The following is a 17509-nucleotide window of genomic DNA, read 5'->3' as shown; positions in this document are numbered from 1 at the left end:
GGCGCGTCCGGCCAGTGTCGGGTCTGAAGATCAGCGTATTGGCTTACTGTGTCTTGCTGGGCGACTTGCCAGGTACCGTGTTGGCAGCGATCTTGGTCCACTCTTCGCTGCTGAGGCGGTTGTCGCCGTTGACGTCGCCGGTCATGAAGTCCTGGCCTTTGCCGCCCAGTTCAACAAATTCCTCCAGGCTGATCATGCCGTCGCTGTTCTTGTCGTAGGCCTTGAAATCCGGCTTGGTTGAAGCGGCCCAGGCCTGGGCGGCGGCGAAAGCACACACCAGGGTGACAATGGCTGCATTGCGGATACGAATGTCAAAGGTAGTCATCTTGATTTACTCCTGTCGTTAAATGGATGTGAATGCAGATGCACTCGACAGGGATAGAGCGACGATCATGCCAGCTCTATTTTTATCCATTAAATCAAGTGGATGCCCGATCTCGAGGCCTGACCGGCAAGCGCGTGCTGCCGTTTAGGGCGGGTATTTGTCGCCTGACAGCGACGGATTCAGGCGGGATTTGTATGCCCTTGTTTTTGGGCGGGATTTTTGTCTGGGCTTGACGACAAATCGTCCAGACGCGCCGAACACACGCAAAACCAGGGGCCAAGCTACTTGTTGGATGATCGCCTGGCAGCGCCCGGAATCAGCCGGTTTCGTCGCGGCCCTTGAACAGGGCGGGGGTGAGGCCGTGGCGCTCCAGCAGCCGGTACACCTCGGTGCGGTTGCGTCCCGCCAGCCGCGCCACTTCGCTGACCTGGCCGCGCGTCAGCTTCAGCAGCGTGATCAGGTAATCGCGCTCGAACGCCGCCCGCGCTTCCGCCAGCGGCTGAATGTCGGCCGGCTTGTCGCGCAGGGCGCGCGCCACCAGACTGGCCGGAATGGTCGACGTAGTGCACAGCGCGCAGCATTGCTCCAGCACATTGTGCAGCTGACGGATATTGCCCGGCCAGTCGGCCGCCACCAGCATTTCCAGCGCCTCGGGCGCAAAGCCGTGGATGCGGCGACGGTATTTTTCCGTCAGCTGGGTGAGGAAATGCCGCGCCAGCAGCGGAATGTCCTCGCGCCGTTCGCGCAGCGGCGGCAACGTCAGGTTGACCACATTGAGGCGGTAATACAGGTCTTCGCGAAACTCGCCGCTGGCGATCGCTTCTTCCAGATTGCGATGGGTGGCTGACAGGATGCGCACGTCCACCGCCCGCGTTTCGGTCGCGCCCACCGGCCTCACCTCGCCCTCCTGCAGCACGCGCAGGAGTTTGACCTGCAGCGGCAACGGCATGTCGCCGATCTCGTCCAGAAAAACCGTGCCGCCGTGCGCGCTGAGGAACAGGCCGGGATGATCGCGCCCCGCACCGGTGAACGAACCTTTCATGTGGCCGAACAGTTCCGACTCGAGCAGCTCGGCTGGAATCGCGCCGCAATTGATGGCGACGAAGGGCTTGGCGCGGCGCGGACTGGCATGGTGAATCGCGCGCGCCAGCAACTCCTTGCCGGTGCCCGACTCGCCCTGGATCAGCAGCGCGGCTTCGCTTTGCGCGGCCAGCCGGGCTTCGGCCAGCAGCGTGTCCATTGCCGGACTGGCGGTGAGGATTTCGCTGCGCCAGCTGTCGTCGCCCGTGTCGGAGCTGCTGCCCGCCAGCAAGGTGGCGCGTTTCAGCAAACTGACCAGCGTGGGGGCGTCGTAGGGTTTGGTCAGATAGCCGAACAGGCCTTGCTGGGTGGCGGCCACGGCGTCCGGAATGCTGCCGTGCGCGGTCAGCACGATCACCGGCAGCGACGGGTCGCGCGCATGGATGGCGCGAAACAGCGCCATGCCATCCATCCCTGCCATCTGCATGTCGGTCAGCACGGCGTCCGGTCGCGTCACCGACAGCTGCGCCAGCGCCGCTTCGCCGCTGCCCACCGCCTCGACCCGAAACCCGTTGGCTTCCAGCCGCAAGGTGATCAGTTCGCGCAGCGAGGCGTCGTCGTCGACGACCAGAATGGCAGGTTTTTTCATGGCGCGTTGCCTGGCGTGCTGCGCTGTTGCAGGGACTTTTCCAGCGCCTTGATCTGATCGAGCTTGTCCTGCAACTCCTCCGCACGCAGGGTTTGTTGCTTGATCTCGATACGTGCCTTGAGCGACCTTTTCAACAACTCGACCAGCGCCTGCGTGCGGGGATCGCCTTCTTCCATCGCGGCCAGCGCCTTGATGCCGCGCTCATAGGCGTCCGTACTGTCTTCGCGTTCCGCCAGCGCAGCCAGCTGAAACCGCCTGACGTCGTCGAGGCGGCGCCCGCCATCCAGACTGGCCAGTTCGCGCCGCCGTTGCTCCGGAGACAGGGCCGCCACGCGTACCAGTTCGCTCAACAGCACCGAAGCGCCGGGCTCGGACGGGGCGATGCGGGGCGCCTGACGCTCAGGTTGGGGCGGAGGCAGGGCGGAACACGCACCCAGACCCAGCAGAAGACCGGCAAGCAGAACAGATTTAAACGTCATTGCGGCAAGGGCCAGGTTAGGCGGAAGCAGGTTGTCCAGGGCGGGCTGTCGACGATCTCGATCGTCCCGCCGGCGGCCAGCAGCGTTTCGCGCACGATCGACAGCCCCAACCCGCTGCCTTTGACCGCGCTGTCGGGTTGGCGCGCGCCCTGGAAAAAGGGCTCGAAGATGCGGCTGCGCTCGGCGAGCGGAATGCCGCCGCTCTGGTCGCACACATCAAGGATGGCGGCATCGGTGGAAAGTTCACTGCGAATCAGGATGCGCCCATTTTCGGGGCTGAATTTGATGGCGTTCGACAGCAGGTTGTCGAGCACGGTTTCCAGCTGACCCCGCTCGGCGTGCAGCATCGGCGCCGCCAGTTGCGTGTCGACCTGGATACGGCGGGCATCGAGCGCGAGCCGGTGACGCGCCAGCACACTGTCGAGCGCGTCGTCGAGCGCCTGCTGCGGCAGGGTGGGGGGCAGGGTGGCATCGCGCACCAGGCTGCCGTAACGGATCAGGTCCTCGATGCGTTTCTGCAGGTCGCGGCTGCTGCTGTCCATGATGGTGACGATGGTGCGCTGACGCGCGTTGAGGCTGCCCGCCAGCTCGTCGTCCAGCAAGGCCACCCCCTCGCGTAACGACGCCAGCGGAGTTTTCAGCTCATGCGAGACGTGGCGCAAGAAGCGCAGCTTCTGCTCTTCCAGCGCGTGCAGACGTTGCCGCAGCCAGTCGATTTCGCGCCCCAGTTCAACGATGTCCTGCGGCCCGCTGATCGCCTGCAGCGGGCTCAGGTCGGCCCGGCCAAGCTGCTGGATCGAGGCCTTGAGCTGCTTGATCGGACGGTTGATAAGCCAGGAAAACACGGCCGCCAGCAGCAACGTCAACGGAATCAGCGCCAGCGCCAGCAGGATCAGGCGCTGCCGGGTGGTTTGCATGGCCGCTTCCAGCGTTCGCAATTCGCTCTGCACCGACGCGTCGGCCTCGGTGAGCAAGGTGCGGGCGGCCGTGTGCAGCGCATCGAATTCGGGAGCGAGCGCATGGAACTGCGCGCTGTCGAGAAAGCTTCCGGGCCGCAGCTTGCGATACAGCACCCGGCTGCGCGTTTGCAGCGCGGCCAGAGTGGTATGCGTGGGCGCGTCGACAAGTTGTGCATCGAGGCGCGTCAACTGCGTTTGCAACTCGTCGAAACGCATCCGCAGCGGGCCGCCGAATTCGGCATCCTGCAACAGATGGTATTGCCCGGCGGCGCGCTGCAGCTGGCTGACCGATTCGACGATCTGCCGCACCTCGAGGGTAATCGCAAGGCTGTTGCGGGTGAACTGGCGCTGGGTATCGACCACGCCCTGCAGCACATGAACCACGTTGATCAGGCCGCTGGCCAACGGCACGATCAGCACGCCCATGGCGACGATGACCAGTATGGTGAACGAACGGGGATAGTAAGGGCCAGCAAGCATCCGGATGAAGGGCGTTGGCAATGTCGCAGCATACCCCGATTGGGGAAACGCGATGGCGGTGGCCGCCATCGCGCATGCTGCGGCTTACAGCAGGTCGAGGTAGCCGAGTATGCCCTTGGCAGCCTCGCGGCCTTCGTACACCGCCGTCACCACGAGGTCGGAACCGCGCACCATGTCGCCGCCCGCAAACACTTTCGGGTTGGCGGTCTGGAAGGCATGCGGCTGGCCCTTGGCGATGACGCGGCCGCCCGGGTCGATGGCGATCTGGTGCTGCTCGAACCAGGGTTGCGGGTTGGGACGGAAGCCGAACGCCACGATGACACGGTCGGCCGGCACGATTTCTTCCGAGCCGGGGATGACCACCGGGGTGCGGCGGCCGCGCGCGTCGGGCGGACCAAGTTCGGTGGTGACGAGCTTGACGCCTTCAACCTTGTTGTCGCCGACGATTTCCACCGGCTGGCGATTCCACAAGAACTGCACACCTTCTTCCTTGGCGTTGCCGACTTCGCGTTTGGAACCGGGCATGTTGGCTTCGTCGCGGCGGTAGGCGCAGGTCACGCTCGCCGCACCCTGACGGATGCTGGTGCGGTTGCAGTCCATCGCGGTGTCGCCGCCGCCGAGCACCACGACGCGCTGGTCCTTCATGTCCTGGTAGGTCTCGTCCGGCTTCATCAGGTCGAGGCACTTGCGCACGTTGGAAATCAGGAACGGCAGGGCTTCCAGCACGCCGGGCAGGTCTTCGCCGGGGAAGCCGCCCTTCATGTAGGTGTAGGTGCCCATGCCCATGAACACGGCATCGTATTCGTCGAGCAGCGACTGCATCGATACGTCCTTGCCGATGTCGGTGTTGAGACGGAATTCGATCCCCATGCCCTCGAACACCTCGCGACGGCGCGTCATCACCGTCTTTTCCATCTTGAATTCGGGGATGCCGAAGGTGAGCAGGCCGCCGATTTCGTCGTAGCGGTCGAACACCACCGGCTTCACGCCGTTGCGCGCCAGCACGTCGGCGCAGCCGAGGCCTGCAGGACCGGCACCGATGACGGCAACCTTCTTGCCGGTGGCAATGACATTCGACATGTCGGGGCGCCAGCCAGCCTTGAAGGCTTCTTCGGAAATGTATTTCTCGACCTGGCCGATAGTGACCGCACCAAAGCCGTCGTTGAGCGTACAGGCGCCTTCGCACAAACGGTCCTGTGGGCAGACGCGGCCACACACCTCGGGCAGCGAATTGGTCTGGTGGCTCAATTCGGCTGCCTCGAACAGGCGGCCTTCGGTCACCAGCTTGAGCCAGTTGGGGATGTAGTTGTGCACCGGGCACTTCCACTCGCAATAGGGATTGCCGCAGGCGAGGCAACGGTCGGCCTGCTCTTGCGCGTGTCCCGTGTCCATCTGCGCGTAGATTTCACGGAACTCGTGCTTGCGCACCGCTGCGGGGGTCTTTTCGCCGTCGCGGCGGGCCTGCTTCAAAAACTGGAATACGTCGCCCATCTTATGCACTCACCACTTCACGTGTCTGGCCGGGAATATCCTCGACCAGGTCTTCAATCGAAATCCGCTTCGGCTTGACCAGCCAGACTTTCTCCAGCGTAGCGTCGTAATCGGCCAGCAAGGCCTTGGCGCGCGCGCTGCCGGTCAACGCCAGATGGCGTTCGATCTGCCCCTTGAGGAAAACCCGGTAGGGCTCGGTGTCGACGTTGCCGATACGGACCAGCTCGACCATTTCCTTGTTGGTCTTCGACACGAAATCGCCGCTGTCATCGACCACGAATGCCATGCCGCCGCTCATGCCGGCGCCGAAGTTCAGCCCGGTGTCGCCCAGCACGATGACGGTGCCGCCAGTCATGTATTCGCAGCCGTGGTCACCGATGCCCTCCACCACCGCGAGTGCGCCGGAGTTGCGCACGCCGAAGCGCTCGCCGCCCATGCCTGCGGCGTAAAGCTCACCCGCCGTCGCGCCGTACAAACAGGTGTTGCCGATCAGCGTGTTGCGGTGGCTTTCGAAGCTGGCGTTGCGCGGCGGATAGACCACCAGACGGCCGCCGCCCATACCCTTGCCGACGTAGTCGTTGGCGTCGCCCTCCAGCGTGATCGTCAGGCCCTTGTGGTTCCACACGCCGAAGCTCTGGCCAGCCGAGCCGGTCAGTTGAATCCGGATGGTGTCGTCGGGCAGGCCCTTGCCGCCGTGCGCCTTGGCGATTTCGCCGGACAGGCGCGCGCCGATCGAGCGGTTGACGTTGCGCACCGGATAGCTCAATTCGACCCGTGTGCCGGCGCTGATGGCGGGCAAGGCGTCGACCACCATCTGCTCGGCCAGCTCGCCCTTGTCGAACGAGGGGTTGCGTTCCTGTTGCGAGAAACGCGGCGCATCCGCCGGCGTGCTGCCCTGGGAGAGCAACACGTCGAGCTTGAGGCGGCCCTGGCGCGGCGTATCGCCGGCCGAGACGTCGAGCAGGTCGGTGCGGCCGATCAGGTCGGTGAGCTTGCGGATGCCGAGGCTCGCCATCAGCTCGCGCGTTTCTTCGGCGACGAAGGTGAAGTAGTTCACCACCATGTCGGGCAGGCCAATGAAATGATCTTTACGCAATTTTTCGTTTTGCGTGGCAACGCCGGTGGCGCAGTTGTTGAGGTGGCAAATGCGCAGGAATTTGCAGCCCAGCGACACCATTGGCCCGGTGCCGAAGCCGAAGGACTCGGCGCCGAGGATTGCGGCTTTGACCACGTCGAGGCCGGTCTTCAGGCCGCCGTCGGTCTGCACGCGCACGCGGCCGCGCAGGCCATTCGCGCGCAGCACCTGCTGCGCTTCGGACAGGCCGAGCTCCCAAGGCGAACCGGCATATTTGACCGAGGCCAAGGGGCTTGCGCCGGTGCCGCCGTCGTAGCCGGAAATGGTGATGAGGTCGGCGTAGGCTTTGGCGACACCGGCGGCAATGGTGCCGACGCCGGGCTCGGCCACCAGTTTCACCGACACCAGCGCAGCGGGGTTGACCTGCTTGAGGTCGAAAATCAGCTGCGCCAGATCTTCAATGGAATAGATGTCGTGGTGCGGCGGCGGCGAAATCAGCGGGGTGCCGGGCTTGCAGTGACGCAGGCCGGCGATCATCACCGACACCTTGTCGCCCGGCAGCTGACCGCCCTCGCCGGGCTTGGCGCCCTGGGCGATCTTGATCTGCAGCACTTCGGCGTTGACCAGATAGGTGGCGGTGACGCCAAACCGGCCGGAGGCGATCTGCTTGATCTTGGAGGTTTTGCTGGTGCCGTAACGCTTCGGATCCTCGCCGCCTTCACCCGAGTTGGAGCGGCCGCCGATGCGGTTCATCGCTTCGGCCAGCGCCTCGTGGGCTTCCGGCGACAGCGCGCCGAGCGACATGCCGGCGGAATCGAAACGCTTGAGGATGGATTCGAGCGGCTCGACTTCTTCCAGCGGGATGGGTGTAGCGCCGGACTTCAGCTTCATCAGGTCGCGCAGCATCGCCACCGGGCGGGTGTCGACCAGTGCGGAATATTTCTTGAACTCGGCGTAGTCGCCCGACTGCACGGCTTTCTGCAGCTGCTGCACCACGTCCGGGTTGTAGGCGTGGAACTCCTCGCCGAACATGAACTTGAGCAGGCCGCCGGCCGACAGCGGACGCAAGGGGTTAAACGCCGTCTTGTGCAGCAGCTTCTGGTCGGACTCGAAGTCGTCGAAGTTGGCACCGGAAATGCGCGACACCGTGCCGGTCAGGCACAACGCCACCACGTCCTCGTGAATGCCGACGCCCTCGAACAGCTGCGCGCCGCGGTAGCTGGCGACCAGCGAAATGCCCATCTTCGACAGCACCTTGTAGATGCCCTTGTCCATGCCCTTGCGGAAGTTGGACAAGGCTTTGTCGAGATTGGGCTTGATCTCGCCCGTCTTCACGAATTCGCCGATCACCTGATAAACCAGGTACGGGTAAATCGCAGTCGCACCGTAACCGATCAGGCAGGCGTAATGGTGCGGATCACGCACGGTACCGGTTTCGACCACGATGTTGGCGTTGCAGCGCAGACCGGCTGTAATCAGCGCATGGTGCACCGCGCCGACGGCGAACAGCGCATGGATCGGCAGGCGATCCTTGGCGATGTTGCGGTCGGACAGCACCAGAATGACCTTGCCGGATTTCACCGTTTCGACCGCGCGCGCGGTCAGCGCCTTGAGCGCAGCTTCGAGCGTGGTCGTTGCCGGGTCGTACTGCAGGTCGAGCGTGGCGGCGGCAAATGCGGCGTCTTTCAGGTTCAGCAGCTTGTCGAACGCTTCTTTCGACAGCAGCGGGGTGTGCACTTCGACCCGGTGCGCGTGCTCGGGGCTTTCCTCGAACAGGTTGCGCTCGGGGCCGAACGCCGTGTTAAGCGACATCACGATCGCTTCGCGGATCGGGTCGATCGGCGGGTTGGTGACCTGTGCGAACTGCTGGCGCAGGTAGTCGAACGGCGAACGCACTTTCTGCGACAGCACCGCCATCGGCGTGTCGTCACCCATCGAGCCGATCGCCTCGGAACCGTCCTCGGCCAGCACGCGGATGATCTGGTCGCGCTCCTCGAAGCTGACGTTGAACAGCTTCTGGTGGGTCAGCAGACTGGCGGCGTCCATCACCGCCAGGTCGGCATCCTGGTTCATCGACAGGTCGAGCTTGACCGCGTTGGTCTTGAGCCACTCGCGGTAGGGATGCTTGCCTTTGAGTTCGCTGTCGATGTCTTCCGGCATCAACAGGCGGCCGGTTTCAAGGTCGGCGGCGATCATCTGCCCCGGCTTGACGCGGCCCTTGCGTTCGACATTGGTCGGATCGATCTGCCACACGCCGACTTCGGAGGCGATGGTGAGAATGCGGTCCTTGGTCAGCACCCAGCGCGCCGGGCGCAGGCCGTTGCGGTCGAGCGTACACGCTGCGTAGCGGCCGTCTGTCAGCACAATGCCGGCGGGGCCGTCCCACGGCTCCATGTGCATCGAGTTGTATTCGTAGAAGGCGCGGATGTCGGCGTCCATCGATTCGACGTTCTGCCACGCCGGCGGGATCACCAGGCGCATCGCGCGGAACAGGCTGGTGCCGCCCATCACCAGGCCTTCGACCATGTTGTCGAGGCTCATCGAATCGGAGCCCCGGGTACCGACGATGGGACGGATGTCGTCCATGTTCGGGATCAGCGGGGTGGCGAACTTCTGCTCGCGGGCGCGGCTCCAGTTGCGGTTGCCCTGCACCGTGTTGATCTCGCCGTTGTGCGCCAGATAGCGGAACGGCTGCGCCAGCCGCCACTGCGGCCAGGTGTTGGTGGAGAAGCGCTGGTGGAACACCGCCAGGCTGGAGGCGAAACGCGCGTCGTTGAGGTCGGGATAGAACACCGGCAGGTTTTCCGGGATCACCAGACCTTTGTAGCTGATCACGCGGCTCGACAAGGTCGGCAGGTAGAACACCGGATCGGTCGGCTGCAGCGCTTTTTCGGCACGCCGGCGCGCAATGTAAAGCTTGCGTTCGAAATCCTCGGCACTCATGCCCGCGCCGTTAATATCCGTGGCCGCGTTCACGAATACCTGTTCGATATGCGGCAGCGATTCGAGTGCGGAAGCGCCGCACACTTTTGGATCGGTCGGCACCAGGCGGAAGCCGGCAACGACGAGCCCCTGGCCTTCCAGTTCCGCCTTCAGCGTGGCGCGTGCATGCGCCTGCGATGCGGCCTCGCGCGACAGAAACACCAGACCGGCGGCATACAGCGCGCCCAGCGCGAAACCTGCTTCGGTCGCCACCGCGCGCAGAAACACATCCGGCTTCATGAACAGCAGGCCGCAGCCATCGCCCGACAGGCCGTCTGCCGCAATCGCGCCGCGGTGCATCATGCAGGCCAGCGAACCGATGGCGTTCTGCACCAGGGTGTGGCTGGGTTGATTGTCGATCTGCGCGATCAGGCCGAAGCCGCAGCTGTCCTGTTCAAAGTCGGGTGAATACAGCGTCCCGTCGAGCCAGCTTTGTTGTGTCGTGGTGGTCATGCGTGTTCCAAAAACAAACGCGGCCAGCCAAATGCGGCCAGCCAGAAATAAAGCAAAATGTGAGCTATTTTAATCCCGACTGCGGTATCGGGCAATGCGCAAGCCCGATGCAGCCTTGCAGTCCATGGGGTTATCGCGCGCGGCGTACGGGCTCAGAACGCGAAATAGGCGTTCAGAACATACTCGCGCCCCAGGTCGGGCAAGGGCGGGGTGGTGCTGTTGAACGGCAGCAGGAAAACCGCGCTTTCGTCCAGCGCGTTGAACACACCCAGCGACAGGTCCAATCCCTGCATGCCGGCATTTTTCCAGAACAGCGTGACATCCAGCTGGGTGGTGGAGGGGAACTCGCGCAACGTGCCCACCCCGGGCGCAATCTGCGGCACGTCGTAGCCCCAGCGCGGGCCGGAATACACCAGCGCCGGGTTGATCGAGAGCGCGTCGGTGAACTGGTAACTGCAGCGGGCAACCAGCTTGTGGTTGGCAAACGCCAGATGGGCTTCGTCGTCCACCACGAGGTTTCCAGCCGTCGCATCGACCGGCTGTACCACCGCGGTGGTGGTGTGAAATGCGCGGTAGTACGAGTACGACAGCGAGGCGTCGCCCCAGGATTTGCGGATCTGATACGTCGCCTCCAGGCCGCGCGTGCGGACCGATTGCCGATTCAGCAGGATCAGCGTGTCGCGGGTTTCGATGTCGAACAGGTCGAGGGTGAGCTGCGTATCGGCATCCATCCGGTAGCCGGCTTCCAGCTCCAGGGTCCGCACGGTCTCGTTTTTTCGCTGGGTCGAAGTGCTGGCCGAATAGTCCTCGACCGAGGGCGCGCGCTCGGCATGGCTCGCCATCACCTTGGCGTGCCATGGGCCCATGATCCTGGTGTAACCGAGCCGCTCCGACCACACCACGCCAGCGTAATCGTGGTCGTCGCGGCGCGCGCCGACGATGAAATCGCCCCATTCGCTGCGTTTGCTCACTTCGCCATACACGCTGGCGACACCGAGCTGGGTGTAAGCGAGCCTGCCCAGGGGAAACGTCCTGACGACGCCCTTGTAGTGTTCATCCAGATATTCCACACCGCCGGCCACGTCCCAGTCATCCTGCGCATCCCACACAACGCCCAGCTTGGCCTGGGTGCGGCGGACTTCGGTGCGGCTTTGCAGCACACCGAGGTGGTCGGTGGTTTCCCGCGGCGTCTGCTCCTGATACAGCAGGCTAGACAGCAGCGTGACGTGTTCGGCGGGCTGGGCGCTGTATTGCAGCTGCAGGGATTCGGCGTCCTGCCCGATCTTCCAGGCCGCGGGCTGGATCGTCCCTACCGCGAACCGGCTGTCCAGGCTCGACGCGTCCCGCAGGTAGCGCATGCTGAAGCCGCCGGCGCTCAAGGCCAGATTCGCATAACGCGGGTAGATTTCATCGGTGGCCGACATGTCGTAGGACGCGCCGCCCTGTCCGTAGAAGATGCCGTCGCTGCGCTGGGCGCGGCCATCGTGCAGCGAGGCCGATAGCGCCACCCCGCCGATGGTCTGGCCCGCCATCAGGCCGACGTATTCGCTGCTGCGGGCATTGCCCGCGTAGCCGGCGCCCACGGCCACTTCGCCGCCGTCGAGATCGTTCGCGTCGCGGGTGATGATGTTGATCACGCCCAGCTCGGCCGACCCGCCGTACATGGCCATGGCAGACCCGCGCAGGATTTCGATGCGCTTGATGCTCGCCATCGGGAAACCCTGGCCGAACTGGGCGGTGCCGAAACGGTGTTCATTGACTTCGATGCCGTCGATCTGCAGCAGCACCCGGCCGTCCGAGCCGATGTGCCCGCGCATGCCCAACCCCAGCACATTGGTGCTGATCAGGCGAAAGTCGAAGCCGGGCACCTGACGCAGCACGTCCTCCAGATTGCGGGCGCCACTGCGGCGGATTTCGTCGCCGTGCACGACGGTGAGGATGCCGGGGCTTTCACGCTGCGACAACGCGCTGCGCGACGCCACATTGATCGGCGCGTCGAGCAACTCTTCCAGCGAAAGATCCAGGTAGTCCGAACGGGCAAATGCGGACGATGTAAAACCTGAAAACATCAACAGGCACGCAAGCAGCGGGCGCAGCATCCCGGCGCAGGGACGGGTGGAATGAGGGGTCATGTCTGCAACTCCTTTCCGGGTTGTTGATGTGGTGCCCGCAACGGAATGTCGATGGTGAAACAGGTGCCCTGGCCGACGCTGCTTTGGGTGTCGACGAAGCCGCCCATGGTGCGGGTAACGATGCTGTAAACGATATGCAGCCCCAGGCCGCTGCCGCCCTGGCCCAGGCGCGTGGTGAAGAATGGGTCGAAGATGCGCGGCAAATGCTCCGCGGGAATGCCGCAACCGTTGTCGGCCACTGCGATCTGCACCCGCGCGTCGCCCTGCTGCTCGGCGTGAATGCGGATCAGGCCGTCGGGCCGGCCATGCACGCCGTGAAGGAGCGCGTTGAGGGTCAGGTTGGTGATCACCTGACCGAGCGAGCCGGGGTAACTGTCGAGCTGGAGCCCGTCGGGCACGTCGATTTCGACCCGGTGCGGCGTGTGCTTGAACTGCGGCTGCAGGGTCAGCACGATTTCCTCGATGTTTTCCTTGAGGTCGAAACTGCGCCGCTGGGCGCTGGTCTGATCCACCGCCACCTGTTTGAAATGGGTGATCAGATCGCTGGCGCGAAACAGGTTGCGGCTCAGCAATTCGCTCGCTTCGCTGGCCTGTACCAGGTAACGGTTCAGCACCGAGCGGCGGATCTGCCCTTCCTTCATCTCGTGCAGAAACTCATTCGTCGCATCGGCCAGTGAAGTCGCGACGGTCAGGCTGTTGCCGAGCGGGGTGTTCAGCTCGTGTGCGATCCCGGCCACCAGCGAACCGAGCGACGCGAGTTTTTCGCTGCGCACCAGTTCGGTCTGGGCGTGCTGCAGCGTGCTCAGCGTTGCCTGCAGCTGACCATTCGATTCCGCCAGTTGCAGCGTGCGGCTCGCCACGCGCTGTTCGAGTTCCTGGTTGAGCTGGTGTATCCGCGCCTCGGCCCGGCGACGCGCCGTGATGTCCTGCAAACTGAACTGCAGGAGGTCGCGCCCGCCGGCCTGAAAATGCATCAGGTGCACTTCGGCATCCCAGATTTCTCCGCTCGGCCGCTGGTGGCGCCATTCGAACACATGCGACTCATCGGTGATGGCGCGTGCGATGTGCGCCTTGGCGGCAACCACCGAATCGGTGCCGTCGTACTGGGTGGGTGCTGACACGTCCAGCGGGGAACAACCCAACACGTCCTCCATCCGCTGCATCTGATAAATGTCGACAGCGGCCTGGTTGCAATCGAGGATCGTGCCAGTGTCAGGATCCAGCACCACCAGCGGAATGCGCGAGTCCGAAAACAACACCTTGGTATAGGCATTGCTCTCGCGCAGCGCCGCATCGGATGCTGCGCGCAGGGCATTCTGCAGCGTGATGGCGATCTGGTCGGCCACCGCCATGGCGTAGGAAATCTCGTCGGCGTGCCAGTGGCGACGCGGCCCGATGTGTTCGAAACAGAGCACGCCATAGTGACGCGAGCCGGCCTGGATGCCGACATCGAGCAGCGAGGTGATGCCCAGCGGTTTCAGATAGCCTTCCACATAGCCGGCGGTACGCGAATCGTTCAGCGCATCGTCGGCATCCACGTACTTGGAACGCTTGAGGGCGCGGAATTCGCTGGCGTATTCAGACTCGGCGAGCACCTGACCCGAGCTGTGCTCGGCGCGGTCGCGCAGATACAGATCCTGGCATTCCAGCACGCTCTCGTCGGCATTGAACATCCATACGCTGGTGCGTGCCGCGTTCAGGATGGCGCCATAGTTTTGCGTCACCTGCCGCATCACGGATGCCATGTCGCCGCTCAGCACGGCCGGCCATTTGGCCAGCATCGCAATGGCGGACTGCTGCGACTCGATGCGCCGCATGCGCTCGAAGGATTCGGTCTGGCGCTGGATCAACTGCCGGTTCTGCGTTTCGATCTTGTCCAGCATGCGGTTGAAGCTTTTCGCCAGCTGGCTGATTTCGTCGCTGCCACTGTGCGGTGCGCGCAGGCTGAACTGGCCCTTGAGCTCGATCTCTTCCGCCACATCGCGGATACGGATGAGGGGGCGGGAAATCAGGTGTTGCAGCCACAGCGACAGGCCGACCGCAAGAATGGCCGCCAGCGCCAGACTGGCCAGATTGAACAGCAGCTGTGCGCGCAGCTCGCGTTCGACCGGCGCCAGCGTCGACTCGATTTCCAGAACACCAAGCGAGCGCCCGTTGAGTGCAATCACGCTTTGCGCCAGCACGCCCGTCTCGCCGAATTTCACATTGCCCGCCCAGTCTGGCTGACGGGCCGCACAGGTCGGCTGCACGCCCGTCCGCTGATACGAAGCGAACAGCTGATGCTCGGCGTCGTACAGGCAGGCCTGCGTCACATTGGGCACGTTCTGCAGGGCCGCCAGATTGCCCTGTGCCCCATATTGATCGAGGAAGGCCAGCGCGGCGGCGCTGCGATCGCCCATCAACTGCGTCAGCGTGGTGAGCTGTTGCGCCAGGCTTTCGCGGCCTTGCTGCCGCGAATGCAGATAGGAGGCCAGCGCCACCACGGCCAGCGCAGACAGGCTGACCACCAGAATGATCAGGATCAGTTTGCCGCGTATCGAAAGCTGGTCGATGCGCGTCATGGTTTTTCCTCGACCGGGGCATCCACCACCCGCCTGGCAACTTCCAGCAGCCTGGCACTCAGCTTGAGCTGCGCGCCGCGGGCGGCCTGATTGTTCAGTTCCAGCCGCACCCGGGTGTTTTCGATGACAAAGCCGACCCCGCCGCCCTGATCGACAAAGCCCGGCAGGCTGCTGACGGTCAGCACCGGGTAGCCGCGCAACTGCTTGAGGATCGCCGGCACATTGGCGCGCAGGTCCGCGCCCAGATAAACAATCTGGCAATCCCGCGCCAGCGTGGCGTTCTGCGGATAAGCCGTGGCCATCGGCTGGTTGCGGTAGCGGCGGCTTTCCAGCTGCTTCAGCTTGTCGCCGTAAGGGTCGGCCCCCAGCACACACACCGTGAAAGCGCGCTCGCCGGCGCGCGGCGGCCATTCCACGAACTGGCTCAGATGGTAGAGAAACGCCGCCTTGATTTCGAATTCACGGCTCGGCTCGGCCGCCGGCTGCGCAGCCCGTGCGGGCCAGGCCGCGCTACCCGCAATGACCGCCAGCAGGATCCATTTCAGGCAGCAGGGCAGGGCGGGCATCCGACACTCAACCGTACAGCGCTTTCCAGTTTTTCAGCCAGTCGCGCAGGCTGTCCGGGTCCATCGGGCGGCCGTACAGAAAACCCTGCACCTCATGGCAGCCCAGTTCCAGCAAGCGGCTGGCCTGCGCCTCGGTCTCCACGCCCTCGGCAATCACGCGCAGATTCAGGTTGCGGCCAAGCTGGATCACCAGGTCGGCGATGCGCCGGCTATCGCCATCGCCCGACATGGCATGGACAAAGGAGCGGTCGATCTTGATGCGGTCCAGCGGCAGATTGCTGAGGTAGGACAAGGACGAAAACCCGGTTCCGAAATCGTCGATTGCCACGCTGATGCCCATTTGACGGATGCTGGCCAGCGTTTCTTCCACCACGGTCTGCCCCATCATGGCCACCGACTCGGTAATTTCCAGTTCCAGCAGCTGCGGCGCAACGCCGGTGTCGGCGATTGCCTGGCGCAGGGAATCGAGGAAATTCGGCATGCGGAACTGCACCGCGGAAACGTTGACCGACATCGTCAGGTCGCGCCAGCCTTCCGCCGCCAGCTGGCGCAGCGCATGCAGGGCATCGCGCAGTATCCAGTCGCCCATGCCGACGATCAGTCCGGACTGTTCCGCCAGCGGAATGAAATGATCGGGCGGCACGAACTCGCCGGCGTCGTTGCGCCAGCGCATCAGCGCCTCGAAGCCGGTGACGCGCCGCGTCACCATATCGATCTGCGGCTGGTACACCGCGAACAGGCGATCCAGATCGAACGCTCCCTGCAGCTGTTGCAGCAGCCGGGTGCGCTCCTTGGCCTGGAAGCCGATGTGGGGCGCGTAGTAGGCATCGCTGTTGACGCTCTTTTCGCGCGCCAGCTTGCGCGCGATGCTGGCATCCTTGAGCACGCCCTGCCCGTCCGGCCCCGAGTCGGTCAGCCGCACGATGCCGGTGCTGATGGCGACCACATGGCCTGCACCGTTGATGTTGAACGGCTCGGCGAACACCGCGCGCAGATATTCCGGCTTCAGCGCGGCTTCAGCGCCGAGCAGGCCGAAGGTGTCGCCGGAAATCCGGGCGACGAAACAATCCGGTTCGAACCGCTGCTTGAGACGGCTGGCCAGCGCCTCCAGCAGATGATCTCCGTATTCGTGGCCGAACGCATTGTTGATTTCGGCGAACTGGTCGATGTCCACCAGCACCACGTAATCCCACGGATTCGCCCCCTCGCCATAGGCGTGGTCCACCGCCTGCACGAACGCGGTGCGGTTGGGCAGGCCCACCAGATGATCGAAGTAGGCGGAATCCTTGAGCCGGTTGATCAGATTGATGTTGTCCGCACAGATGGAGACATTGGCGCAGAACACTTCCAGCAGACGGCTGTCGATTACGGAAGTCGGCCGGCTGGTGTCGATATAGGCGGCGAATCCCCGGCTGCCCTGCATCGAAAAATACAACGTCTGGGATTCGCGCTCGAACACGTGTTGCTGACGCGCAAGACAAAGCCGCAGGCTGTCGCGCACGCGAGGGCTGTCGATCTGATTCAGATGCAGGCCGATCAGGGGTTCGTAGCGGCCCGCCGCCGCCAGCACGATGTAGTCGTCGTCCCCGGCATGCTTGCCGCCACGCCGGTCGAGATTGACCTGGGTACACAGCAGGCCATCCGATTCCACCCCGATGAACGCTGCCAGCTGGCGGATCACCCCCGCAGAAAAAGCCTTCAGCCCCGACTCATGCAGCAATTCGCCGCACGCTTCGATGATTTGCTCCAGGCCGCGGCGGTTGGCATCCATGCGGCGCAACTGGTCGAAGCTGCGCAACGCCGCCAGCACCGTCGTATACAGCTTGCTGCGGGTGAGTTCGCTCTTGGTCTTGTAGTCGTTGATATCGTAATCACGAACCGCGGTCAGCTCCGGCGCATAACCGGGCTGGCCCGTGCGCAGAATGATGCGCGGCATGCTCAGCTCAAGATCGCGCCGGATGTACGCCACCAGATCGAGTCCGGCGTGCTGGGTTTCCATCACCACGTCGAGCAGGATCACCGCCACATCCGCATTCACCTGCAGCCGCTCGCGGGCCTCGGCTGCCGAATGGGCATGCAGGAAAACCAGCGACCGGCCGAGCAGGGTTTCACCCGCCAGCGCATGCTCGGTCGCGATATGCACATCCTCATCGTCGTCGACGATGAGGATTTTCCAGACGCCGGACGTGACGACTTCTTCGTCATCCAGAATAAGCAACTCATCGTCATCAAGCGCCACAGTGTCTTGCCCCGAACGGTTCGCGTTTGCTTCGCATTATTTGTGTGTCTCCAGGCTCGCTAGCGGCCGTAACAGGTAGAACATTGAGCCCATACACA

General features: G+C 63.9%; 10 protein-coding genes. All 10 read right to left on the bottom strand.

Annotated features, from left to right (window positions below):
* Nucleotides 1-43: 43 nt before the first annotated feature.
* Entirely contained in the window at nt 44-325 is a 282-nt protein-coding gene (locus IV098_RS00880; protein ID WP_296885507.1) for a hypothetical protein, read from the bottom strand.
* A gap of 316 nt (nt 326-641) precedes the next feature.
* On the bottom strand, nt 642-1994 hold the full coding sequence (locus IV098_RS00875; RefSeq protein ID WP_296885505.1) for a sigma 54-interacting transcriptional regulator: 1353 nt from the start codon (nt 1992-1994) through the stop codon (nt 642-644).
* Nucleotides 1991-2473 (bottom strand): hypothetical protein, encoded by a 483-nt coding sequence (locus IV098_RS00870; RefSeq protein ID WP_296885503.1) that lies wholly within the window; start codon nt 2471-2473, stop codon nt 1991-1993. The genes IV098_RS00875 and IV098_RS00870 overlap by 4 nt, the downstream gene beginning before the upstream one ends.
* The gene (locus IV098_RS00865) at nt 2470-3981 is read right to left on the bottom strand and encodes a HAMP domain-containing sensor histidine kinase (RefSeq protein ID WP_296885502.1); all 1512 of its coding nucleotides are present in this window, start codon (nt 3979-3981) and stop codon (nt 2470-2472) included. Before IV098_RS00865 ends, IV098_RS00870 begins: the two co-directional genes overlap by 4 nt.
* A gap of 15 nt (nt 3982-3996) precedes the next feature.
* Nucleotides 3997-5403 (bottom strand): FAD-dependent oxidoreductase, encoded by a 1407-nt coding sequence (locus IV098_RS00860; protein ID WP_296885499.1) that lies wholly within the window; start codon nt 5401-5403, stop codon nt 3997-3999.
* Nucleotide 5404: 1 nt separating this feature from the next.
* On the bottom strand, nt 5405-9913 hold the full coding sequence (gltB, locus tag IV098_RS00855; RefSeq protein ID WP_296885497.1) for a glutamate synthase large subunit: 4509 nt from the start codon (nt 9911-9913) through the stop codon (nt 5405-5407).
* 152 nt (nt 9914-10065) lie between these two features.
* Entirely contained in the window at nt 10066-12045 is a 1980-nt protein-coding gene (locus IV098_RS00850; RefSeq protein WP_296885494.1) for a TonB-dependent siderophore receptor, read from the bottom strand.
* Nucleotides 12042-14606, bottom strand: coding sequence for an ATP-binding protein (locus IV098_RS00845; protein ID WP_296885492.1), 2565 nt, complete (start codon nt 14604-14606; stop codon nt 12042-12044). The genes IV098_RS00850 and IV098_RS00845 overlap by 4 nt, the downstream gene beginning before the upstream one ends.
* Nucleotides 14603-15172 carry a YfiR family protein gene (locus tag IV098_RS00840; protein WP_296885491.1) on the bottom strand — a complete coding sequence of 190 codons (570 nt, stop codon included), beginning with the start codon at nt 15170-15172 and terminating at the stop codon, nt 14603-14605. The genes IV098_RS00845 and IV098_RS00840 overlap by 4 nt, the downstream gene beginning before the upstream one ends.
* 7 nt (nt 15173-15179) lie before the next feature.
* Nucleotides 15180-17411, bottom strand: coding sequence for an EAL domain-containing protein (locus IV098_RS00835; protein ID WP_296885489.1), 2232 nt, complete (start codon nt 17409-17411; stop codon nt 15180-15182).
* Between the last annotated feature and the right edge of the window lie 98 nt (nt 17412-17509).

This window comes from Thiobacillus sp. (assembly GCF_018780105.1).
Lineage (GTDB): Bacteria > Pseudomonadota > Gammaproteobacteria > Burkholderiales > Thiobacillaceae > Thiobacillus.
The sequence above is the reverse complement of the archived record's forward strand: the minus strand, read 5'-3'. Positions and strand labels throughout refer to the sequence as shown.